Here is a 21,962-nt window from a genome sequence, read left to right as displayed (position 1 = left end):
ACTTCAGGCCCTGGTTGTTGGAGAACGTGGCCAGCACGATCTGTCCCAGCAACTGGCTCTGGCCGTTGGAGTAAGTTCCGCTAATGGTGCCGTCATCATTGATGGCGTATTCGACCAGGTTACCGGTGGTGTAACCATTCTGGCTTTTGCTCAGCTCGGAGCTACTCGCGTTCTGCTGTGTAGAGCCTGTGAAGTCGATAGTGAATGAGTTGGCGGCAGAACCGTTCAGAGAGTTGGTATTAATTGTGAAAGACTTCGCGTCTGTGGCTGCTGTTGCACCAGGAAGAGTCGTTCCAGACAACTGGCCGCTGGTGCTGAAGTTCAGTGAACCAAGATCTTGAGCGGTAGCGGTGCTGTCGCTGCTGTCCAACGCATGTACTTCCCAAGTGTTGTCAGCCGTTTTGGAGAAGTACAGGTTCATTACATGGGTGTTACCCAGGCTGTCGTAGGTCGTCATGGACTTGGTCCAGCTATAGGTGCTGGAATCCGTCGCATCGAACGTGGTGCCAGCCGCCAGCGCTGTGGTGCTGGAGTTCAGGTTGGCGACATAGGTCGACGTCGACGTCTGCTGAGCGGCGATTGAACCTGCGGAGATATTGATCGTGGTCGGTTCCGCACCCGCAGCGATGGTAGGCGGCGTACCGGTAGCGGCATAACCCGTCACGTAGTAACCGGTTTTGGTGGTCAGGTTACGATCCGCATCCAGCTGGAATTCGCCGTTACGGGTGTAGTAAACCGAGCCAGCGTCATCCGCCACGCGGTAGAAGCCATTACCGGAAATAGCGACGTCGGTGCCGACGTCGGTGTTTTCAATCGTACCGTCGTTAAAGTTCTGAGTCACGGCGGCGACTTTAACGCCCAGACCTACGGCAGAATCAGCAAAGATGTCTGCGAAAGAAACCGTTGCGCCTTTAAAGCCGGTGGTCTCTGAGTTGGCGATGTTGTTACCGATGACATCCAGGTTACTGGAGGCAGCATTCAATCCGCTGACCGCTTGTGAAAAACCCATTTGGAGGTGCTCCTAAAAATTAGTAGTTTGCTGTGTGTTGTTTTAGGCGGCTGGTCTGCTTGTCAGCCGCACGATTCACAATCAAATAATTTGTTTGACGTCGCTCAGCGACGCAGTGCCTGACAGGCCCAGGTTAAGCACGGCTTCCGAGGAGTCCGTGTTAACGCCGTAGACCAGCGCATATTTCAGCGGCGTCGCTGTCACGCTAGCGCCATCGGAACCGGTCGCCGTCACCGAGTAGGTGTAGGTGCCGGCGTCAACGGTGCCGCCGCTGTCGTTAGTGCCATCCCAGCTGTAGGTCTGCACGCCGGCGCTTTGAGCACCGAGATCCACGGTTTTCACCGTATTACCGCTGGCGTCTTTAATGGTGACATTCACGTCCGTAGCCGCATTGGCCAGTTCAACACCAAATGCGGTGGTGGAGCTGTCCGAGCCGACGACGATGCTGTTGCCCTGAATCAGGACGCCGTTGCCAATCAGAGAACTGGCTTGCAACGTCTCGGAGGTATCCAACTGGCTGGAAATAGAGCCCAGCGTAGTGTTCATGTTCTCGATGCCGCTCAGCGTACTGATCTGCGCAAGCTGCGTGGTCAGCTGGCTGTTGTCCATCGGATTGGTAGGATCCTGGTTCTGCAACTGCGCAACCAGTAAGGTCATAAATTCGTTTTGCAGGTCCGCACTGCTGCTCGTACTGGACGAGCTGCTGGTTGTGCTGGTCTTGCTGGTATCTGTTGATTCGGTAAGTGAAACTGAGACGCTCATGGCTACTCTCCCACGTTATTATTGGCCTAATGTCAGCGTTTTTTGCATCAACGCCTTAGCCGTATTCAGCACTTCCACGTTTGCCTGGTAGCTGCGTGATGCCGAGATGGAGTTCACCATTTCCGCAGTAACATCCACATTAGGCATACGTACATAGCCGCGTTCATCCGCCAGGGGATTTCCCGGTTGATAAACCAGCTTGTCCGGAGAGGTATCTTCAACGACGTCGTCAACCTGCACGCCGCCGATAGCCTGTCCGTCTGGAGCAGCCACTTTAAAAACGACCTGCTTGGCACGATACGGCTCGCCATCTGGTCCGGTGACACTGTCCGCATTCGCCAGGTTACTGGCGCTCACGTTCATGCGCTGGGACTGCGCAGTCAGCGCAGAACCTGAAATTTCAAAGATATTAATTAGCGACATACGCGTTATTTATCCTGTAACACTGACATCATGCTTTTGATTTGGCCGTTTAACAGCGTAAGATCCGTTTGATACCGCAGACTGTTGTCTGCGAAATTTGTCCGTTCTCTGTCCATATCTACGGTGTTCCCGTCAAGGGCCGGCTGATCGGGTACGCGATAAAGCAGATCTAAATCAGGCATTGACGTCGTAGATGCAGGGATATGCCGAGTCGACGTAGTGGCTAACGACATCGTCGTACCGGTCGCGCGACCTTGTTTCAGGGCTTTATTCAGCTCGCTGGAAAAGTCGATATCCCGAGCCTGGTAGCCCGGCGTATCCGCATTCGCGATATTCGCAGACAGGATTTCCTGGCGCTGAGCCCGTAAATTCAACGCCTCCTGCTGGAAGCGGAACGATGCATCTAATTTGTCAAGCATGCTTTCCCTCAGGAAAAGTAATTAAAGAAGAGTGACGATAGACAGGATAAACTTCGCGCGGCAACTTTATCGCCGGAATAGACGGGAAATGAGTGGCTATTTTCTCGTTTGGCACAGACTGCATCTCTGTAAACTGCACAGGCGATGTTGTGTACTACCGCAGTCGGATCGACTTCATTTAAGAAAACGGACAGGGGAATATTTGATGGGATTTTGGCGCAAATTAATCTTATGTAAGATTTTTTTCCTTATCTCACTAACCCCGGCTGCGGCGGCCGATCGCGACCAAATCACGGCTCAGATTAAGACGTTCATTCAGGGACAGCTCGAAATCCCCTCGGCAGAAGTTAATGTTGTTGTAAAAACTCCGGTCGAAAGGCTTGAATTGTGTCCTGAGCCTCAGCTATCGCTGCCCTCCAGAAAGAAAATATGGGGCACCCTCAGCATCCGAGCCATGTGCGGAACCCAACGCCATTTTCTGCAAGCTAATGTTCAGGTGACCGCACCTTACCTTGTCGCCACTCGGCCGATACCGCCCAAACAGAAAATCCAGGCAGAAGATGTGGCGCTTCAACAAGGCCGACTGGACGCGTTGAGCGTACCGCCGCTGGCGGACCCGGCTCTCGCCGTCGGTGCGGTTAGTATTCGCATGATTGGCGCAGGACAACCCATTGCGGCCAGCATGTTGCGAAATCCCTGGGCGGTGAAAATGGGCGAGACGGTGAAAGTGACGGTATCTGGTGATGGTTTCAGCATTGTCAGCGAAGGCAAAGCTATGGACAACGCGGCGATCAATAGCGCCGTCAGAATACGGATGGAGTCCGGACAAATTATTACTGGAATAGTGGCTGAAACGGGACTGGTAAAAATTGTACAATAAGCGTTAAAGCTTCGGCGGGATCGTCCGATATATGTATTCAGTCACTATACCGATATCATTTTTGTTAGTAGGGAGGCCACATGAGCATTGATAGTACTCGTCCGGTATCTGGAGTAAAATCAATTCAGAATACGGAAGCGGATTTACTTCACACCACAAAAAGTAAATCTACTTCATCAGGCAGCGCGGCGGGCACGACCAGCCAGACGCAAGTTAGCCTGAGCGAGACGCAGTCCAGCCTGATGCAGCCGAGCAGTCAGGACATCGATATGGAAAAAGTCGATACTCTGAAGCAGGCCATCAAGGACGGAAAACTGGAAGTCGACGTGGGTAAAATCGCCGATGCACTGCTGAGCGAAGTTCAGACAACTTTCTGATTAGTTTATTAAAAGGCAACGTTGACCCATGCAAATGAATGAAGTTCTGGAACAGATGCTGAATAGCCTGGTGTCGCTTAAAGATATCCTGTCTCAAGAGCAGGATGAATTAAGCGCGCGCCAGGTCAATCCTGCGTTTTTGCACCGGGTGACAGAGAATAAAAACGAGCAGTTGTCTATTCTCAAGCATTTTGATAATCAGCGCCTGGCGCTGGATGAGCAGTTGTCGGTTAAACCTCCCTACCCCCACTCGCCGGAGCTGAATGCTCAGTGGTCTCAGATCCATGAGCTAACGCGCGAGTTGAGCCAATACAATCATCGCAATGGCCTATTGCTGAATGCGCACCTCGAAAATAACCAGCAATCGCTGGCTTTCTTGGAGCAGAAACAGCGTCAGGGCATCTATGGCCCGAACGGTCAGACAGAGAACAGCGGTTCACACCTAGGCCGTAAGTTCAGCGTTTAAAACGCCATTCAACGCAGTCACGTTACTTTTTGGTGTAGTTGACTATCAGCTGGTATTTTGTGACCCGCATAGGCTGACGCAAAGCGCCTTTGCCCGGGACATGAAATACCAGATAGAAAGGCGTTTCCGCCGACAATCCCGCAAACATTTCCGTACTTCCATTTTGCCCATTCAAACGAACACACTGCCCTGGAATACAGAGTGAGGCGTGCAGTCCTGTCGAATTACGTGACAAGAGCTCATAGCGCCAGAGGACCGATGTCAAAACGGCGCCTTTGGGGAAGGAGCCGTTTGAATGAAGCAGAACTGAACGTTTGGCGATGCCCTTCTGACTGATGAGCAGATTGGCGCCTTCCCATACGGGTTGTTTATCGGCGGCGGTAGCGATACCAGCCGCCAATAACAGCATTAAGGCAAAACGTTTCACTGCCCTGATCCACCAATGACTGACGTCATGCGAATCTGACGGCTGTCCGTAATCTCCTGATTGGAAAGTACGACCAGCTGCGGCAGGCTGCGGCGCAGGAATCGCGATAGCAGTGGACGAAGCGCATGCGTGACCAACAGGACCGGCGGCGCGCCCAGCGCTTCCTGATGTTGAACCGCATCCTGAGCCTGAGAAAGCAGTCTTTCGGCCAGCCCCGGCTCCAAACCGCCGCCGTTCTGCATCGCCTGCAGCAGTACGCGCTCCAGCGATGACTCCAGACCGATCACCTGAATATCATCATTACCCGGGAACCACTGCTGGGTAATGGCGCGGCCCAATGCCACGCGAACAACTACCGTCAGTTCGTTCGGGTCTTTCTGGATCGCCGCATGTTCAGACAACGTTTCAAGAATCGTACACATGTCACGGATGGACACACGCTCAGATAGAAGATTCTGCAGCACTTTATGTAGCACCGTCAGAGTGACCACGCTCGGGATAAAGTCATCGGCCAATTTAGGCATCTCTTTCGTGACGCGATCCATCAGCTGCTGCGCTTCCTGACGGCCAAACAGGTCACTGGCGTACACGTTAATCAGATGGTTCAGGTGAGTCGCCACCACGGTACTGGATTCAACGACCGTGAAACCTTGCGCCTGTGCCTGATCTTTCAGCGCGCTTTCAATCCATACGGCAGGTAGGCCAAACGCGGGATCTTGCGTGATTTCGCCCGCCAGTTTACCGATAGCACTGCCCGGGTTGATTGCCATCCAGCGGCCCGGATGCGCTTCACCACTGCCGATCTCAACCCCTTTCATCAGGATGCGGTAGCCCGCAGGCTGCAGCTCGAGGTTATCTCGGATATGGACGACAGGCGGCAAGAAACCAATTTCCTGCGCGAATTTTTTACGAATACTGCGGATACGCCCCAGCAGTTCGCCATTTTGTTGGAAGTCCACCATCGGGATCAGTCGATAGCCCACTTCCAGACCCAGTTGGTCTTCCAGCTGAACGTCATCCCAGCTGGCTTCAACGATTTGCTGCTGCTGGCTCTCTGCCAATGCAGGTTCTGCCGCCGCCGCCGTCGCTTTTCGTTCGTCCTTGCCGCGCGTCCACCAGGCGACGCCCAGCAAAATCGCGGTAAATAACAGGAAGACGAAGTTAGGCATACCCGGAACGAGACCGATCAAGCCGAGAACGCCGGCGCTCAGCACCATCACTTTCGGGTTACTGAACAGCTGGGTAACCATCTGCTCACCCACATCCTGCTCAGTGCTGACGCGGGTTACGATGACACCGGCCGCGGTTGAAATCACCAACGCCGGAATCTGTGCGACCAGACCGTCACCGATGGTCAACAACGTATAGCTTTGGGCCGCATGACCCAGGTCCATGTTGTGCTGAATGACCCCGACCAACAGGCCACCGATGATGTTGATGGCCATGATCATCAACCCGGCGATCGCATCACCGCGCACGAACTTACTAGCACCATCCATCGAGCCGTAGAAGTCGGCTTCCTGAGTCACTTCTGAACGACGCTTTTTCGCTTCGGCTTCACCAATCAGTCCGGCGTTAAGATCGGCGTCAATCGCCATCTGTTTACCCGGCATTCCGTCCAGCACAAAACGCGCGCCCACTTCGGCGATACGCCCCGCACCTTTGGTGATTACCATGAAGTTGATTAGGACCAGGATGATAAACACCACGATACCGATGGCGAAGTTACCGCCTACCAGGAAGTGGCCAAAGGCTTCGACGACCTTTCCTGCCGCCCCTGCCCCCGTGTGGCCTTCCATAAGAATGATTCGTGTGGAAGCGACGTTGAGCGAGAGCCGTAACAGGGTGGAAAACAGCAAAATCGTCGGAAACGCGGCGAACTCCAGCGTACGCTGGGTGAACATGGCGACCAGGAGCACCATGACGGAAAGCGCGATGTTGAAGGTAAACAGCAGGTCCAGAATAAACGGCGGCAGCGGGAGCACCATCATCGACAGGATCATCAGAATCAGGATCGGTCCTGCCAAAACCTGCCACTGCGTGTCTTTTAAGTTGCCTGGCAAGCGTAGCAATGAAGCCAGATTAGCCATCAGTCGTGTTCTCTTTTGCGAAGTCCAGTGAATCTGGCACAGATAAATGAGTTGGTTTCTGCGGCGTCAGGCCGCCTTCACGTTTCCAACGTTTAATTTGGTACACCCAGACCAACACTTCGGCAACAGCCGCATACAGTGTGGCGGGAATGCTTTTTCCAATTTCAGCGTGCTTATAGAGCGCCCTTGCTAAAGGGGGCGCTTCCAGCGTCGGCACGCGATGTTCAGCGCCGATTTCTCGAATCTTCAGAGCGATATCTCCGGCACCTTTGGCTAACACTTTCGGCGCGCTCATCTTTTTGTCGTTGTACTGTAGCGCGACCGCATAATGCGTCGGGTTCGTCACAATCACATCGGCTTTCGGGACATCAGCCATCATGCGTCGCTGGGCTATCGCCCGCTGCATCTGGCGAATACGCCCTTTGATATGCGGGTCACCTTCGTTCTGTTTGAACTCATCCCGAATATCCTGCTTACTCATACGCAGTTTTTTCAAGTGGCTCCAGATCTGCCAGAAGACGTCAAAGGCCACCATGGGGATCATGCTAAGCAGTACCAAAAAGCCACAGTAAATCGCCAGTTCAAGCGCATCGCCGAGTGCCGTCACTAGCGGTTCGGAAATCAGCCGCAAAATCTCCGGCCATTTGTGCCAGAGGAACAGCCCCGTCACCACGCCAACGACGACAGCTTTAATGATGGCTTTGAACAACTCGGCCACCATTTGTGATGAGAACAGCCGTTTGAGCCCCGCAATCGGATCGAGCTTCTCAAGGCTAAACTCAAAGGACTTGGTACTAAACACCAGGCCACCCAGCACAACCGGCGCACCAATGGCGACAAGAACCATGCCCAACATAATCGGGACTAATGCCATCGCAGCCAGTTTCAGCAACGCAAGGACATGCCGGCCCATCTGTTTGTTGTCATTGATGATGTCGTGGTTGAAATACAGCCCCTGGCTCAGCATCGTGCCAAGCCGGTGGTACATCATCTCGCCGGTCATCCACAATATTCCCAGCCCAATAATGAGCATGAGAATAGATGTCAATTCTCGGGATCGAGGAACTTGACCTTCCTCGCGGGCTTTTTCCGTTCGGTGGGCTGTGGGGGCCTCTGTTTTTTCCAGATCGCTATCGTCTGCCACGTTAGCTGTTCCTGTTTGTTACTGACCAAAACGAAAAATACACGCGATTAGCATGACAAATAAGAAAAAACTTGATGGGTGGAAAAAAGAAGAAAAGAGGCGGCTATTTGATGCATAAGCAAATAGAAGTGGGGATTTACGGTCGGGAGAAGGCCCGACCGTAAAAATCCACATACCTTTGCCTGATATCCCCCCAATCTACAGACTGTCAGGGGTCGGGCTAATCAGAATCCGAGGCTGTCGAGCAGATCGTCGACCTGATCCTGATTTGAGACAATACCAGCAGCGGTTTTGTCGACTTGAGGACCGTTGAGCAGTCCATCATCAGCACGCTTCGGTTCAGCCTTTTTCTCTGGCATATTTTCCAGCAAGACCATCAGCAGCTGTTTCTCAATCTCCTGGACAACATCCATCATGCGTTTGATGACCTGTCCCGTCAGATCCTGGAAGTCCTGCGCCATCATGATTTCCAGTAACTGAGCATTGGTGAAAGAGGTATGTTCGGGAACTTCCTGTAGATAACTGCGGGTATCCGTTACCAGCTCACGTGCATCGGCCAACTCAATCGGGTTTTCAAACCACTCGTCCCAACGCGTCGTCAGGGATTTGGCGTCTTCTTCCAGCTTATTCTGACGCGGCTGAGAAGCCTCAACACAGTTCAGAGCGCGCTCTGCCGCCTGTGCGGTCATCTGAACAACATAATCAAGACGATCCCGAGCGTCAGGAATTGCTTCCGCCGCTTCGGCAATAGCATGATCCAAGCCCAGCTCTTTCAGGCTATCACGCAGCATACGAGTCAGCTGGCCGATACGGGAAATAATCTCGGTCGCAGACGCGTTATCGTTAACAGGGGGCACCGGATGTGGATTCATGACATCTCCTTACATACCCAGCTTTTCGAAAATTTTACCCAGCTTTTCTTCAAGCGTAGCCGCGGTAAATGGTTTAACCACATAACCGCTGGCGCCAGCCTGCGCTGCTGCAATAATGTTTTCTTTCTTCGCTTCTGCGGTCACCATCAGTACCGGAAGTTTAGAAAGCGTGCCGTCGGCGCGAATGGTTTGCAACAGTTCCAAACCATCCATATTGGGCATATTCCAGTCGGAAATGACGAAGTCAAAACCACCAGTGCGCAGCTTGTTCAGAGCGTCTGCACCGTCTTCTGCTTCTTCCACATTGTTAAAGCCCAGCTCTTTTAGCAGATTCCTTACGATACGACGCATCGTCGAGAAATCATCTACCACTAAAAATCTGAGTTCTTTATCAGCCATACCTACTCCTACAGTTATTATTGCTCACTCGGAGCTGCTATATACGTAATGCCTGTCCGGCAGAAATTTGAGCCAGCATTCGCTGACTTACCTGGTGCAAATCCACCACTTCGTCGACACCACCGAGCGCAATAGCCTCTCGAGGCATACCAAAAACTACACAGCTGGCTTCATTTTGCGCCATCGTGTACGCGCCGGCCTGATGCATTTCCAGCATGCCCATCGCGCCGTCGTTACCCATTCCCGTCAGAATGACGCCGACCGCGTTGCGACCCGCGTATTTCGCCACGGATCGGAATAACACGTCCACGGAAGGACGATGCCGGTTTACCGGAGCCTCGTCATGTAACTTGACCTGATAGTTTGCTCCGCTGCGCGACAGCTCCATGTGTCGAGCCCCCGGCGCAATGTACGCATGACCCGGCAAGACACGCTCGCCGTCTTCCGCTTCTTTCACCGTGATCTGACACAGCTTGTTCAGACGCTCAGCGAAAGACTTGGTGAAGCCCGGCGGCATGTGCTGCGTGATAATGACCGCAGGACTGGTAGGCGGCAGCGGCTGAAGTACATGACGAATCGCCTCTGTACCGCCGGTTGACGCGCCGATGGCGATCAGCTTTTCACTACTCAACAACGGTGTGCTAAGCACTTTCACCGGCGCCGCAGCGCTCTGGCTGTGTTGCGGCAAACGCGCCTTGGCCGCCGTACGAATTTTGTCAGCAATGAGCTCACTGTATGCCAGCATGCCTTCGCGAATCCCCAGCTGAGGTTTGGTCACAAAATCGATAGCGCCCAGTTCCAGCGCACGCAGTGTGATTTCCGATCCCTTACCGGTCAGCGATGACACCATGACAACCGGCATCGGTCGCAGTCGCATCAGCTTTTCGAGAAAATCCAATCCGTCCATGCGCGGCATTTCGACATCCAACGTCAGAACCTGTGGATTGAATTTTTTAATCAGATCGCGCGCCACCAAAGGATCCGGCGCGGTCGCCACCACTTCCATATCGGGATGACTATTGATGATCTCAGTCATGATTTGACGCATGAGCGCTGAGTCGTCAACGCACAATACTTTTATTTTGCTCATTATCTTTCCTTAGCCAGCCCATACACAGTCTGCCCGCGCAGATAGAATTCCCGACTGATCTGACTGAAATTCTCTGAATGACCAGCAAATAGTAATCCGCCGGGTTTAAGCAGCGGAACAAAGCGACGCAGGATACGTTCCTGTGTTTCTTTGTCGAAATAAATCATGATGTTACGGCAAAAAATGGCATCAAACGGCGCGGGAACAGCCCACTCCGGCGCCAGGAGATTCAATTGCTGGAAATGAACCATTGAAGCCAGTTCGGGGCGCACGCGAACCAGACCGCTGTGTGGACCGGTGCCGCGTAAGAAAAAGCGCTGCATCTGCTGAGGAGAGAGCGAGCGCAATTCATCCTGCCGATATATGCCGGCAGACGCCTTTTCCAGCACCTGAGTATCGATATCGCTGGCTATCACCTGACAGTGATTATGTGATTTGTCGCCAAAAACTTCAGCCAACGTCATCGCTAGCGAGTAGGGCTCTTCACCCGTCGATGCGGCGGTACTCCAGACGGAGTAGTTACCCTGACGCTTGCGGGCGTGTTCAGCCAAGATCGGGAAATGATGCGCCTCACGGAAAAAAGCCGTCAGGTTGGTGGTCAATGCGTTGGTAAACGCCTGCCATTCAGCGCTATTAGGATCGGACTCCAACAGTGCCAGGTATTGACCGAAATCGTTTATGCCCAGTAATCGCAGACGCCGAACCAAGCGGTTATAAACCATTTCCCGCTTGTGATCGGCCAGCACGATACCGGCGCGTTGATATATCAGCTGACTAATACGTTTGAAGTGCGTATCAGAGAGCGGTAACCGTTCAACCATCTGCGACAATATTGACGCAGATCCAGAATGATTTGGCGATGTCGTATTTTTCATTGTCTAACTGCCCGAAAATGGATAGGTTATCTTCTTGTTTTTCAATATGGGCTCATCCCTAACAGCAATTACAGGCATACCATTTATCAGATATCCATCTTCTGGAGATGTATGGCACAGCCTCTGCGCCTTACTGGTAAACATTCAACCTTGTGCCTCTCAACTTCCGAGATGCTGCTGATGTTTTTTATACCAACGCTGAATTAGCTCAGGTGACACGTCCATCTTCGTCACTGCGTTTTACCCACTTCGATACCTCTATACCTGCTGTCAGAGGCTACAGTAGCCATGTCTGCATATCGTCAACTACGGCCATCAATCAAAAAGTTGCGTTTATCTTTTATAATGTGCTGCCGGTTTCCCGGCGGCACTGCCTTTAAGGCTATAAGTTTTGCTGTGTGACCTACGTCTTTGCCCAACTCATGCAGAGTTATCGACCGATATTCCGGCTCGACAAGTCCCCTACACTTACTCCATCGGCTGATGCCGACCTTTCTTTAACTCAATACACGTTTTCAGCGCGTAATAGCCGAAAATATAACCTCTCGGCTCGCTAAAACGATTTTGCCGGCCTCAGAGCGAGGCCGGACAGACGATCGTCGGTACAAATTTAAGCGTAGCGGAAATTCACACTGAACATCCCGCAACGATCGGAGACGTCGTTAAAACTTTTCCCAATTATCACTGGATGAACCTACCGCGACGGCACGGCTTTTACCTGACGATTTCCCTGTCGCCGGGCTCAACAACGCTGTTTTAGCCGCCGCTGGCGCAATGGCAGGACGGTAGGAACTTCTTTCTTCCGGTAAACGGAACAGCGACACCGACTGGTTCAATCCACGAACCTGCTCTTCAAGCGCGACGGCAGCAGAAGCTGATTCTTCTACCAGTGAGGCGTTCTGCTGAGTGACCCGGTCCATTTCCGTTACAGCCTGACCAACCTGATCGATCCCCTTGCTTTGTTCATCGGAAGCGGAAGCGATTTCACCCATGATGTCAGTCACTCGGGTTACCGCGCCGACGATCTCACCCATGGTTTCACCCGCCGTTTCGACCAGCTTCGAACCTTCATCCACACGTCCGACGGAGTCGTCGATAAGGGTTTTGATCTCTTTGGCCGCCTGAGCACTGCGCTGTGCCAGATTACGGACTTCACCGGCCACCACCGCAAAACCACGACCTTGCTCGCCCGCTCTCGCCGCTTCTACCGCAGCATTCAGCGCAAGGATGTTGGTCTGGAAGGCGATACCGTCGATCACGCTGGTGATATCAGAGATTTTCTGGGAGCTGCCAGCGATATCGTGCATCGTTTTGACCACGTTATCGACAACCTGACCGCCCTTCTGCGCCGTTTCCGAAGCACTCAGCGCCAGTTGGCTAGCCTGACGTGCATTTTCGGCGTTTTGTTTCACCGTCGCCGTCAGCTGTTCCATGCTCGCCGCCGTTTCTTCAAGGGAAGCGGCTTGCTGTTCGGTCCGTGAAGACAGATCGTTGTTACCGGCGCTGATTTCTGTTGAGCCGGTATAAATGGCTTCCGCGCCCTGACGTACGGCGCTCACAGTTGTAATGAATTCACTTTGCATATGGCGGAGGCTGTCAGCCAGGATGCCCATTTCGTTGGTACCCTGGAATTCAAGACGATGAGTCAGATCGCCTTTTGCCATATAACGGATGTTTTCAACGATCTTGTTAAGCGGTTGGATAAGCGCACGGTTGACACCCAGCCAAACGACACCGGACATCACCAGCACGAAGACCACGATGGAGCCAAGAATCCACAGCGCAGACCTATAGGCTGACTCATTCTCTTCAATGGCGTCTTTGTAAATGGCGTCGTAAGAGTCACGGTACGTCAAGTAGGTTTTTTCAAACGTATTTTGGTAACTCTGTGTCGGCTGGTCGAGGAATGCCTGCAACTTACCTGTTGTGATAAACACAACCAGTTCGCTTAACGCGCCGTTCAACGTATCAAAATCAGCTTTGACCGCCGCTTGAATAGCTTTGTCCTGTTTTGACGAATACGGGATATTTTCGTAATTGCCGAAACGTTCGTTAGCCGTCTGCAGCTGTTTTTTAGCTAATTCGATCAGTTCATTCGCCGCGGAGTTGTTCGTGGACTGGCTGTTCTGATTCAGCGCCAAACGTGATCCCGCGCGGTTTAGCGTATTACGAGCCTGCAACAGGTACGTCCAGGTTGCATCCAGCTGCGATTTTTGTTCGTTGAGGATGCGGGTGTCGCGAAAAATATCACGATCTGTTTTCAACGCATTGAAAAACAGACCACCAGAGATAAATTGAAGAGCACTGAACAACGCCAAGATAAGAACTAAACTCGTTACCACTTTGATACGATTAAGCATGTGAGCCTTTTCCATAGTTCCATGACCCTATCACCGGTAATTCTTTGGACATTACCTGGACAGATTTCCGTTTAAAGAAGAATTCATTACATGTGAAGCGGGCCATCTTTTGATGGCCCGCCGTTATGCGTGTATGTAAATCAACCTTTCAGCACGCTATCAACCAGCGCCATTTCTTCGCTGCTCAACAGCTTTTCGATGTCGACCAGAATCAGCATCCGCTCACCCAAGGAGCCTAAGCCAGTCAGATACTCCGTAGAAAGCGTAACCGCAAATTCCGGAGCCGGACGGATTTGATCCGCCGTCAAGGACAGTACATCAGAGACGCCGTCAACGACGATCCCCACAACACGCTGTCCCAGATTCAGAACGATAACGACCGTATTGTCATCGTAGTCAACTTCCTGCTGTGCAAATTTGATGCGTAAGTCAACGATCGGAACAATAACGCCGCGCAGGTTGGTTACACCTTTAATAAAGGAAGGCGTATTGGCAATGCGAGTCACCTGATCGTAACCCCGGATTTCCTGCACCTTCAGAATATCGACGCCGTATTCTTCGTCGCCAAGCGTAAAGATCAGGAACTCCTGCCCTACGGTTTCACCTGCCAGTTTTGTGACGTTTGCAAGTCCAGTCATGTTACTCACCTTATTATCAATAGCCGTTATTTTTTGTTAAGCGGTCTCTACCACACGCTTTTCACGATAAAGCGCCTGCAATGCCGACACATCAACAATCAGCGCAACACTACCATCGCCCAGAATTGTTGCGCCTGAAACGCCCGGCACCTTGCGGTAGTTGCTTTCCAGGTTTTTCACTACAACCTGATGCTGACCAATCAGCTGATCAACCAGCAACGCGTAACGACGTCCCGCACTTTGCAGAATGACGACAATGCCCTGGGTCGCATCCGTCTTCGCATTTTCTACATCAAATACCTGATAAAGCTCGATCAGCGGCAGATATTCGCCGCGGACCTGCAACACCCGCTCGCCGCCAGCCAGCGGATAGAGGTCTTCAGACTGTGGCTGAAGAGATTCCATTACCGCGTTCAACGGCAGAATGAAGACTTCGCCATCAACCTTGACAGACATGCCATCCAGAATCGCCAGGGTCAATGGCAGCAGGATACGGATAGTGGTTCCCTTCCCTTTCTGGAAGTAGATTTCCACATGACCGCCCATCTCCTGGATATTTCGTTTAACAACATCCATACCCACACCACGACCAGAAACGTCAGTGACTTTTTCCGCCGTAGAGAATCCAGGGGCGAAGATCAGCATCCCGACTTCTTCATCCGTCATGCTGTCGCTAACAGAAAGCCCCTGAGAAAGTGCCTTGGCGAGAATACGTTCACGGTTCAGCCCAGCACCATCATCGATCACTTCGATACAGATGTTGCCGCCCTGATGTTCAGCGGACAAAGTCAGATTACCCACGGCCGTTTTGCCAGCGGCAACACGATCCTCTGGATGTTCAATACCGTGGTCGAGGCTGTTACGCACCAAGTGAGTCAGCGGGTCAATAATACGTTCGATCAAGCTCTTATCGAGTTCAGTCGAGCTACCTTGCAGCGTCAGTTCGACTTCTTTGCCCAGCTTGGCGGCCAAGTCACGAACCAGACGCGGGAAGCGGCTGAACACGTATTCCATTGGCATCATACGGATGGACATGACAGATTCCTGGAGATCACGCGCGTTGCGTTCGAGCTGTCCCATGCTATTAAGCAGGTCGCCGTGCACCACAGGATCCAGCGCGCTGGAGCGCTGCGCCAGCATGGACTGTGTGATAACCAGCTCACCAACCAGGTTGATCAGCTGGTCGACTTTCTCTACTGCGACTCGAATGCTGGTATCGCCAGTTTTAGGTCGTGCCTTGGCCGCTTCCGCAGGTTTGGCGACCGGCGCAGCAGGTTTAGCGGGTGCTGGTGCCGCGGCCACAGCCGGAGCTGGTTCCGCCGCCTCAGGCTTAGGTGCCTCTTGTTGCGCTGCCGGAGCCGCGTCCGCGCCGACGGTTTTGAAGTTAATCTGCTCGGGTTCCAGGACGAAGCACAGCACCGCCGTGATATCGTCCTGACTTTCGGTCGTCACCAGCGTGGCTTCAACACTGTTCGCCGTCTGGTGAGAATCTTTTACCGTACCCAAATTTGCCAGTTCTTCCAGCAGCTGCGGAATTTCCGGCTCTTTCAGGTTGGTGAGGGCAATACGCAGTTCATTGTGTCCCGCAGGCGTGGATGGCGCAGCCGACGTCGTGGAAGCACTTTCGTTGGTCGCAGCAACAGAAGCAGCTCCGCCTTCAGCTTCTTTAGACTCAAGCGCAAGCTGACGAAGGGCCTTGCAGATGTACTCGAAGCTCTCGGCGTTCGGTTCCTGCGCGGTTTTATAAGCGTCCAACTGATCCTGCATAATGTCTTTTGTTTCCAGAAACAGGTTGATAATGTCAGTGCTCAGTCGCATTTCGCCGCGTCTGGCACCATCTAACAGGTTCTCCAGCAAATGCGTGGTTTCCTGCAATACCTTGAAACCAAACGTCCCGGCGCCCCCTTTAATCGAGTGAGCCGCTCGGAAGATCGCATTCATCTGTTCGGTATCAGGGCTTGACGGGTCGAGCAGCAATAAATGCTGCTCCATGTCCGCCAACAATTCGTCTGCTTCATCAAAGAACGTTTGATAGAAAGCACTCATGTCCATGCTCACGTGGGTCACCTCTGCTGTGAATCGTGGCTTGTTGAAGAAGGCGTCACCTGACTATCAGGAGAAGCGGGCAAAGCGGTAGTCGGCTGTGAGCGTCCGGCAGCGGATGCGCTATTCGTCTCTGTGACGGATGCGGAACCCGGAGTTCCAGCCGCGCCTTGTGCCGGTGCCGGTGCCGGTGCCGGTGCCGGTGCCGGTGCCGGTGCCGGTGTTCCATTTTCGGCCCCAGGCGCAGCGCCGCTACTACTGTTATTGTCGGCAGGTGCCGGGGTAGGTTTAGCGTTATCAGGATTGATATTTTGTAAATTCTCAGCTTTATCAATATCAACGGCATCGCTTTCGGCGTTCTCACGCTCAATGCTTTCCTGCGTCTGCTTGTTCAGCACCACCAAGCTGATGCGTCGATTGATCGCATCATCACCGCCCTGAGCCTGCTTCAGCCCCATAGTGGCGGCCATACCGACCACACGCAGCACCTTGCCCTCAGACAAACCGCCGGCGATGAGCTCACGTCGGGATGCATTAGCGCGATCCGCAGACAGCTCCCAGTTACTGTAACGCCGCTCGCCAGTCACGTAGGGGGCATCATCCGTATGACCGGATAAGCTGATTTTGTTGGGGATATCATTCATGATCGGCGCAATAGCACGCAGGATATCGCTCATATACGGTTCGACCTGAGCGCTGCCTCGTTTGAACATCGGTCGTTTCTGGCTATCGATAATCTGAATTCTCAAACCTTCTTCGACCATTTCAATCAGCAGGTGCGGACGCAAGGCACGAAGTCGCGGATCGGCTTCAATCAGTTGATCAAGCTTATCCCGCAATTTGTTTAACTTGGCCTCTTCACGCTGACGTTGGTCTTTGGAAACATCGATCTGCTTCCTGACTTCACCGTCCTGCTGCGTCGGGTCTTGTCCTCCGCCAGGGATCGGACTGGACGCGTCACTGATGCGCGTACCATTCGTCATGGCGATTTTCAAAGGCGTACGGAAATACTCCGCAATCTGGGCCAGCTGGGAAGGCGATGAAATGGCGATCAGCCACATCACCAAGAACAGTGCCATCATGGCGGTCATGAAGTCGGCATAAGCAATCTTCCAAGCCCCGCCGTGGTGGCCTCCATGACCGGATTTACGCTTTTTGCGAATAATGGGGTGCTGATGTTTCATGCGTCATTTTCCGCTGACTGCGCTGCCGGCGCCTTCACATTGCGAATGTGCTCCTCCATTTCGGTAAATGAGGGACGAATCGTGGAGTAAAGCGTCTTGCGCCCGAATTCGACGGCAATCTGCGGCGCATAGCCGTTGAGGCTAGACAGCAATGTGACTTTAATGCATTGCAGCACTTTGATTTTTTCGGCGTTTTTCTGACGAAGCAATGAAGCGAGGGGGGATACGAATCCATAAGCCATGAGAATACCGAGGAAGGTCCCCACCATCGCATGCGCGATCATCATCCCGAGCTCTGCGGCGGGTCGGTCAACGTAAGCCAGTGAATGCACAACGCCCATAACCGCGGCGACGATACCAAAGGCGGGAAGACCATCCCCGATCTGAGTCAGACTGGAGGCAGGCACTTCACATTCATGTTCGACGGTCTCGATTTCCTCATCCATCAGCGTTTCTATCTCGAACGCGTTCATGTTGCCACTCACCATGAGACGCAGATAATCCGTCACAAATTCAACAACATAGTTGTCTGACAATATGCGGGGATAGCTGGAGAAGATTTCACTTTCTTTGGGGTTGTCGATGTCGAACTCGAGAGAGAGCATACCTTGCTGGCGCGATTTGGCCATGAGTCTGAATAACACAGCCATGAGGTCCATATACACAGCTTTGGTATATTTCGAACCTTTGAAGAGCAGCGGTAAAGCCTTGATTGTGCCTTTGATTGCCTTACCGTTGTTTCCCACGATAAACGCACCGATGGCAGCGCCACCGATAATCAGCAACTCGGAAGGCTGATAAAGTGCACCTAGCTCTCCACCGACGATAAGATAACCGCCCAGGATGGAGCCTATAATGACGATATAACCCAATATAACCAGCACAAGCATTCCTTATAGTAACAAGGGGTAGTGGAGTGAGGTTAAAACGCAGTCTTATCGCGTACGACTTTAGGAGGAAAGAGCCCTGCCATTTGCCCAAAACGCTCAATGGCAGGTTCACTAGCGCTACCAAGCTCAGACTGCGTGCTTAACCTGTTCGTCCAGCAGTTGAGGTAGGATATCGGCAACGTTCGGAGAAAGTTTACGTCTTTTTACTGCCCGGGAAGGCGGTTGGCATAAACTACAGACGAAAACGTTTTTAGGTTGGTGCGCGTGGGTAATAAACATCCCGTTACAGCAGTTACAAGCCGATAACTGCAACATGCCGCTGTCGACAAAACGCACCAGCGTCCAAGCTCGCGTCAGCGCCAGCAAGGGAGTTTCGTTATGTGGGGAGCATTGTTCGATATATAGGCGATACGCTTTGATGACGGCTTCCACCCCGCTGCATTTACTGATTTTCAGCAAATACAGGTAGGCGTTATAGAACATGGAAGAATGAATATTTTGTTCCCACGTCATAAACCAGTCTGTGGAAAACGGCAGCATGCCTTTGGGCGGAGGACTGCCTCGCAATTCTTTATATAACTTGATAAGACGTCCGCGACTTAGCTGCGTTTCACTTTCCAGCATTTGCAAACGTGCGCCAAGCGTGATCAGTTCCATCGCTAACTGAATATCTTTAGCTTCCTGAACAATACTTTTCTCAACCATTATTATGCCCTTTTCTTAGGCACGTTCTCTTCTTTTGAAGACAACTGTTGAAGTAAATGACTCGACAGAAGAATACCGGTATGGATCTGCTGCAAATCATCCACACGGGATTCTTGAGTCAGTTGCTTAATAGTCGTGTGATCGTTGAATCGGAAATGACAAATCAACTGATTTGTTTCAGCCAATTTTACCATTTGAGGCAATGTTAGCTGCATCAACGCATCAGCCATTTCATCATCAATGCCCAAACGAAACATCGCAGAAGCTTTTTCGTCATTAATCAAACGTTGTGCCAGTAACAAATAAGACAGGTTTATGTCATAAATGTGCTTGAGTAGTTCAGAGGTACCCATAATCCATCCCAACAGGCTATGTTTCAAACATAAATCAGGTGATATTCGCTATCGCCCAGTTCAATAATCACTCTCCATAGGTGGCATGAAAACTATCGGTGCCAGATGTGCCTACTACTGTATGCAAATTTGTTTCGACTTGTTTTACCACGTCGATTTCAACATCTTTTAGGCTCCCATTATCCATCACCTCACCAGCTCCCTTCCGTCAATTATCGTCCTTAAACGAGGTATAGGATTAATCCTAAACGGTTGTCACTCTACCGCCTATGCCCCAACACATACAACGCAGCTGCACGTGAATTTTGACAATTATGTGATGTATATCACAAAAATGAAAGTTTTCACTTTCATCTGTGCGGCTTTTTTTTCCCCACACTGAAAGTTTTTTATACGCAAAACAGGGGGAAACAAAAATAATCCGCATTTTGTAAAGATTTTACAGGTTGCTACGATAACCACAACCACCTGTTTTTAAAAGAAAAAGAAAAGAACCTTATAACTCAGATCATCTTGAGAACAAAAAAACATCAAAATTCCATTAAAAAAATCAAATTAATAACGTAGGTTATTAGTGTTCCGATAACTATTTATTAGGACAAGATATAAGCCAAAGCCATGTATCTGCGTCTGACGCCCCGAGAAATAAGAAACGAAATTTCCCAAAACCCCACAAAAACCAAGGCAATCGTTCACCTGGAAGCATGATGAAACTAAAAGATAAATTGCCTTAACCCATCACGAGTGGACTGCTCATCAGCACCAAAAGAAACCCAGCCGACAGTGCGTGCTAATACTTAAGTAAGTACCAGCTTTTGTTGAAATATTAATATTTTTATAGTGCCACTGCTCATACACAGCCCAGAATATAATTTTAGGCAATCAGATGAGATCATCATTAGTCGTCACTAAATATTTATAACCACCGCGGTAAAATTAAACTTTTTTCACCACACACAAACGCTATTTGTTAGCAGGCTTATAAAAATATCGGAAACCGTTTCGATATTTTATACATTTCTTTCCACCCCTTTATTTATTACAGGAGTATTAAATGATTAGCTCTTACATATTTATTGCCGCATATCTAATGCTAATAAAATGCGTGTCGATTATTAGCGTCATCATTATGTGGTTATGATTGACCATTTAAGGGTGTGTCAGACGCGAAACACCTTTTAAGCACTCCGATTAGCCGGCCGTCTCTTGTAGCAATACTGCCGCTACCACGCCAACCACCCAGAAGAAAATCTTCTACTAATTAATATAAGTAGACCATCCAGCGATCATCGCTACTTTTTTTGTTGTTTTTTATCTTGAAAATCAAATTGAACATAGATGCAGGTACATACATCACAGCATGATATTTGTCCCGAACAGACATAATCAGGATAGCAGACATGCTCAAACCGTTGTGATTAATGCCCTTCCTTTTACCTATCACTGGGATAGTCCAGCACACTATGCATATCTGATACGCCAACCTCATTTGATGCCATCGCGGGCAAGGATTTCGAATATCAGCCCTTCAGTACGTTTTGCTTCTCATGCCAATAAACGCTATTTAGCGCCGCGATCTTTCTTCTTAATAGCTCAACAATTAGAGCCTACACATTGGCGAGCGCTCAGATGATTTATTGAAGACCTGCGGGGCGGATAGCCCTGGATGAAAGAGACCACGAATAATCTGAGGTTAAGAAGTGTATACATAACAAGCGTCGATTTTAGAATTGCGACTGGAATTTATTTCTTCATTTTTCAACCGCCGGCTCACACCGTCCGGCCTGATGATTAGATACCAGGAAGCAGCCGTCACCATCCTAAATACGAATACGTGTCATAAAGGTTAGAAAGCACGGGCTCACTTAGACAAAGAGATCGGAGTAAAAAGTTCACGGCTTCACCACGGTAGTTTCCTATTTATAGTCAAGCCGCCGTCGTTTGCTATGGCGCCTACTCGATAACGTCAAAGCGCATTCTTTAAACAATGGCGTCGCGGCTGTGGACTGCCGCTTCAGCGGTGCGGGTGATTGACCTAATTGTAGTGAGCGTATGACGACAAAATATGTTGCCTTGTTGCTTCAGCAGGGTGTGGATCGGCTGGCGAACGTAGGCGCCCCCCGACCCGACGCAGACTGCACTTGTTGGAGAAAAACGTCACATGATTCACGTCGGTGAGCGAAGTTATTTTTAAATAATGGTACAGCCCCACCCATATCAACTGAGTAGCGATTGGAATGAGAAGATAAATGTATCGATTTTCTAACGCCTCGTTCTCCCCTCCATTTTACAGTCATTCAATGAATTTGCTGGTTCCTGGCCGGACGTGCCTGCCTGATACCGTAGCTGGTACCGAAAACAGGCTTTAACGATTGATCGCTAATACCGATCGAAATGGTAAAAGTGATCTGTAGAAACGTTTATAAAATGAACAGCCCTGATGTCATTATGCATCTGCATACTAAAAATCAAGGCTGACACCAGGGAAAATTAAACCGCCGATTTGGCGGTTTTTTCATGGCATATCGTTCATTTACATAACAATAAGTTGCGCAT

The 21,962-nt window shown here is 51.0% G+C and carries 21 protein-coding genes; 3 read left to right on the top strand and 18 right to left on the bottom strand.

Annotated elements, in window-relative coordinates; all coding sequences use genetic code 11:
* The 4 genes from Q7O77_RS03375 to flgB all read right to left on the bottom strand — a co-directional run.
* A partial coding sequence (locus Q7O77_RS03375) for a flagellar hook protein FlgE (protein WP_304163569.1) occupies nucleotides 1-1,009 on the bottom strand: 1,009 nt, incomplete at its 3' end.
* 81 nt (nucleotides 1,010-1,090) lie between these two features.
* Nucleotides 1,091-1,771 (bottom strand): flagellar hook assembly protein FlgD, encoded by a 681-nt coding sequence (gene flgD, locus Q7O77_RS03370; protein WP_304163567.1) that lies wholly within the window; start codon nucleotides 1,769-1,771, stop codon nucleotides 1,091-1,093.
* A gap of 18 nt (nucleotides 1,772-1,789) precedes the next feature.
* Nucleotides 1,790-2,194, bottom strand: coding sequence for a flagellar basal body rod protein FlgC (gene flgC / locus Q7O77_RS03365; RefSeq protein ID WP_304163565.1), 405 nt, complete (start codon nucleotides 2,192-2,194; stop codon nucleotides 1,790-1,792).
* A 5-nt stretch (nucleotides 2,195-2,199) separates the two neighbouring features.
* Complete coding sequence (gene flgB, locus Q7O77_RS03360) at nucleotides 2,200-2,613, bottom strand: flagellar basal body rod protein FlgB (RefSeq protein ID WP_304163563.1); 414 nt, start codon at nucleotides 2,611-2,613, stop codon at nucleotides 2,200-2,202.
* A 205-nt stretch (nucleotides 2,614-2,818) separates the two neighbouring features.
* On the opposite strand from flgB, the gene flgA reads away from it, so the two are divergent.
* From flgA to Q7O77_RS03345, 3 genes are all read left to right on the top strand, one after another.
* Complete coding sequence (flgA, locus tag Q7O77_RS03355) at nucleotides 2,819-3,493, top strand: flagellar basal body P-ring formation chaperone FlgA (protein WP_304163561.1); 675 nt, start codon at nucleotides 2,819-2,821, stop codon at nucleotides 3,491-3,493.
* A gap of 80 nt (nucleotides 3,494-3,573) precedes the next feature.
* Entirely contained in the window at nucleotides 3,574-3,870 is a 297-nt protein-coding gene (flgM, locus tag Q7O77_RS03350; RefSeq protein WP_304163559.1) for a flagellar biosynthesis anti-sigma factor FlgM, read from the top strand.
* Between the two features lie 28 nt (nucleotides 3,871-3,898).
* A complete protein-coding gene (locus Q7O77_RS03345) occupies nucleotides 3,899-4,336 on the top strand; it encodes a flagella synthesis protein FlgN (protein WP_304163557.1) in 438 nt (145 codons plus the stop codon).
* Nucleotides 4,337-4,358: 22 nt separating this feature from the next.
* Here Q7O77_RS03345 and Q7O77_RS03340 read toward each other — a convergent pair whose 3' ends face one another.
* From Q7O77_RS03340 to flhD, 14 genes are all read right to left on the bottom strand, one after another.
* A complete protein-coding gene (locus Q7O77_RS03340) occupies nucleotides 4,359-4,763 on the bottom strand; it encodes a flagellar protein FlhE (RefSeq protein WP_304163555.1) in 405 nt (134 codons plus the stop codon).
* Complete coding sequence (flhA, locus tag Q7O77_RS03335; RefSeq protein ID WP_304163553.1) at nucleotides 4,760-6,853, bottom strand: flagellar biosynthesis protein FlhA; 2,094 nt, start codon at nucleotides 6,851-6,853, stop codon at nucleotides 4,760-4,762. The genes Q7O77_RS03340 and flhA overlap by 4 nt, the downstream gene beginning before the upstream one ends.
* Nucleotides 6,846-7,997: a flagellar biosynthesis protein FlhB gene (gene flhB / locus Q7O77_RS03330; RefSeq protein WP_304163551.1), complete on the bottom strand. Its 1,152-nt coding sequence runs from the start codon at nucleotides 7,995-7,997 to the stop codon at nucleotides 6,846-6,848. The genes flhA and flhB overlap by 8 nt, the downstream gene beginning before the upstream one ends.
* A 224-nt stretch (nucleotides 7,998-8,221) precedes the next feature.
* Nucleotides 8,222-8,869 carry a protein phosphatase CheZ gene (gene cheZ / locus Q7O77_RS03325; protein ID WP_304163549.1) on the bottom strand — a complete coding sequence of 216 codons (648 nt, stop codon included), beginning with the start codon at nucleotides 8,867-8,869 and terminating at the stop codon, nucleotides 8,222-8,224.
* Nucleotides 8,870-8,878: 9 nt separating this feature from the next.
* Nucleotides 8,879-9,268 (bottom strand): chemotaxis response regulator CheY, encoded by a 390-nt coding sequence (cheY, locus tag Q7O77_RS03320; RefSeq protein ID WP_026741074.1) that lies wholly within the window; start codon nucleotides 9,266-9,268, stop codon nucleotides 8,879-8,881.
* A 37-nt stretch (nucleotides 9,269-9,305) separates the two neighbouring features.
* On the bottom strand, nucleotides 9,306-10,358 hold the full coding sequence (locus tag Q7O77_RS03315) for a chemotaxis response regulator protein-glutamate methylesterase (protein WP_304163547.1): 1,053 nt from the start codon (nucleotides 10,356-10,358) through the stop codon (nucleotides 9,306-9,308).
* Nucleotides 10,358-11,233: a protein-glutamate O-methyltransferase CheR gene (gene cheR / locus Q7O77_RS03310; protein WP_085651927.1), complete on the bottom strand. Its 876-nt coding sequence runs from the start codon at nucleotides 11,231-11,233 to the stop codon at nucleotides 10,358-10,360. The genes Q7O77_RS03315 and cheR overlap by 1 nt, the downstream gene beginning before the upstream one ends.
* A gap of 662 nt (nucleotides 11,234-11,895) precedes the next feature.
* Complete coding sequence (locus Q7O77_RS03305; RefSeq protein WP_304163544.1) at nucleotides 11,896-13,593, bottom strand: methyl-accepting chemotaxis protein; 1,698 nt, start codon at nucleotides 13,591-13,593, stop codon at nucleotides 11,896-11,898.
* 140 nt (nucleotides 13,594-13,733) lie between these two features.
* On the bottom strand, nucleotides 13,734-14,231 hold the full coding sequence (cheW, locus tag Q7O77_RS03300) for a chemotaxis protein CheW (RefSeq protein ID WP_026741070.1): 498 nt from the start codon (nucleotides 14,229-14,231) through the stop codon (nucleotides 13,734-13,736).
* A 36-nt stretch (nucleotides 14,232-14,267) separates the two neighbouring features.
* Nucleotides 14,268-16,277 (bottom strand): chemotaxis protein CheA, encoded by a 2,010-nt coding sequence (cheA, locus tag Q7O77_RS03295; protein ID WP_304163540.1) that lies wholly within the window; start codon nucleotides 16,275-16,277, stop codon nucleotides 14,268-14,270.
* Between the two features lie 17 nt (nucleotides 16,278-16,294).
* On the bottom strand, nucleotides 16,295-17,458 hold the full coding sequence (motB, locus tag Q7O77_RS03290) for a flagellar motor protein MotB (RefSeq protein ID WP_304163538.1): 1,164 nt from the start codon (nucleotides 17,456-17,458) through the stop codon (nucleotides 16,295-16,297).
* Entirely contained in the window at nucleotides 17,455-18,342 is an 888-nt protein-coding gene (gene motA / locus Q7O77_RS03285) for a flagellar motor stator protein MotA (RefSeq protein ID WP_026741067.1), read from the bottom strand. The genes motB and motA overlap by 4 nt, the downstream gene beginning before the upstream one ends.
* Before the next feature lie 132 nt (nucleotides 18,343-18,474).
* Complete coding sequence (flhC, locus tag Q7O77_RS03280; protein ID WP_026741066.1) at nucleotides 18,475-19,053, bottom strand: flagellar transcriptional regulator FlhC; 579 nt, start codon at nucleotides 19,051-19,053, stop codon at nucleotides 18,475-18,477.
* A 2-nt stretch (nucleotides 19,054-19,055) separates the two neighbouring features.
* Nucleotides 19,056-19,406: a flagellar transcriptional regulator FlhD gene (gene flhD, locus Q7O77_RS03275; RefSeq protein ID WP_085651931.1), complete on the bottom strand. Its 351-nt coding sequence runs from the start codon at nucleotides 19,404-19,406 to the stop codon at nucleotides 19,056-19,058.
* Nucleotides 19,407-21,962 lie beyond the last annotated feature (2,556 nt).

This window comes from Lonsdalea britannica, from assembly GCF_946477055.1.
Taxonomy (GTDB): Bacteria; Pseudomonadota; Gammaproteobacteria; order Enterobacterales; family Enterobacteriaceae; genus Lonsdalea; species Lonsdalea britannica_A.
Note: the sequence above shows the minus strand (reverse complement) of the source record. Positions and strands in the feature narration are given on the sequence as shown.

Bases quoted from the DNA above. Each gene is read 5' to 3' on its own strand.
- cheA (WP_304163540.1), bottom strand. From the start codon at position 16,277: ATGAGTGCTTTCTATCAAACGTTCTTTGATGAAGCAGACGAATTGTTG.
- flgM (WP_304163559.1), top strand. From the start codon at position 3,574: ATGAGCATTGATAGTACTCGTCCGGTATCTGGAGTAAAATCAATTCAG.
- Q7O77_RS03345 (WP_304163557.1), top strand. From the start codon at position 3,899: ATGCAAATGAATGAAGTTCTGGAACAGATGCTGAATAGCCTGGTGTCG.
- flhD (WP_085651931.1), bottom strand. From the start codon at position 19,406: ATGGGTACCTCTGAACTACTCAAGCACATTTATGACATAAACCTGTCT.
- Q7O77_RS03305 (WP_304163544.1), bottom strand. From the start codon at position 13,593: ATGCTTAATCGTATCAAAGTGGTAACGAGTTTAGTTCTTATCTTGGCG.
- flhC (WP_026741066.1), bottom strand. From the start codon at position 19,053: ATGGTTGAGAAAAGTATTGTTCAGGAAGCTAAAGATATTCAGTTAGCG.
- flgC (WP_304163565.1), bottom strand. From the start codon at position 2,194: ATGTCGCTAATTAATATCTTTGAAATTTCAGGTTCTGCGCTGACTGCG.
- cheW (WP_026741070.1), bottom strand. From the start codon at position 14,231: ATGACTGGACTTGCAAACGTCACAAAACTGGCAGGTGAAACCGTAGGG.
- flgB (WP_304163563.1), bottom strand. From the start codon at position 2,613: ATGCTTGACAAATTAGATGCATCGTTCCGCTTCCAGCAGGAGGCGTTG.
- motB (WP_304163538.1), bottom strand. From the start codon at position 17,458: ATGAAACATCAGCACCCCATTATTCGCAAAAAGCGTAAATCCGGTCAT.
- flgD (WP_304163567.1), bottom strand. From the start codon at position 1,771: ATGAGCGTCTCAGTTTCACTTACCGAATCAACAGATACCAGCAAGACC.
- flhA (WP_304163553.1), bottom strand. From the start codon at position 6,853: ATGGCTAATCTGGCTTCATTGCTACGCTTGCCAGGCAACTTAAAAGAC.
- cheZ (WP_304163549.1), bottom strand. From the start codon at position 8,869: ATGAATCCACATCCGGTGCCCCCTGTTAACGATAACGCGTCTGCGACC.
- flgA (WP_304163561.1), top strand. From the start codon at position 2,819: ATGGGATTTTGGCGCAAATTAATCTTATGTAAGATTTTTTTCCTTATC.
- cheR (WP_085651927.1), bottom strand. From the start codon at position 11,233: ATGAAAAATACGACATCGCCAAATCATTCTGGATCTGCGTCAATATTG.
- Q7O77_RS03315 (WP_304163547.1), bottom strand. From the start codon at position 10,358: ATGAGCAAAATAAAAGTATTGTGCGTTGACGACTCAGCGCTCATGCGT.
- cheY (WP_026741074.1), bottom strand. From the start codon at position 9,268: ATGGCTGATAAAGAACTCAGATTTTTAGTGGTAGATGATTTCTCGACG.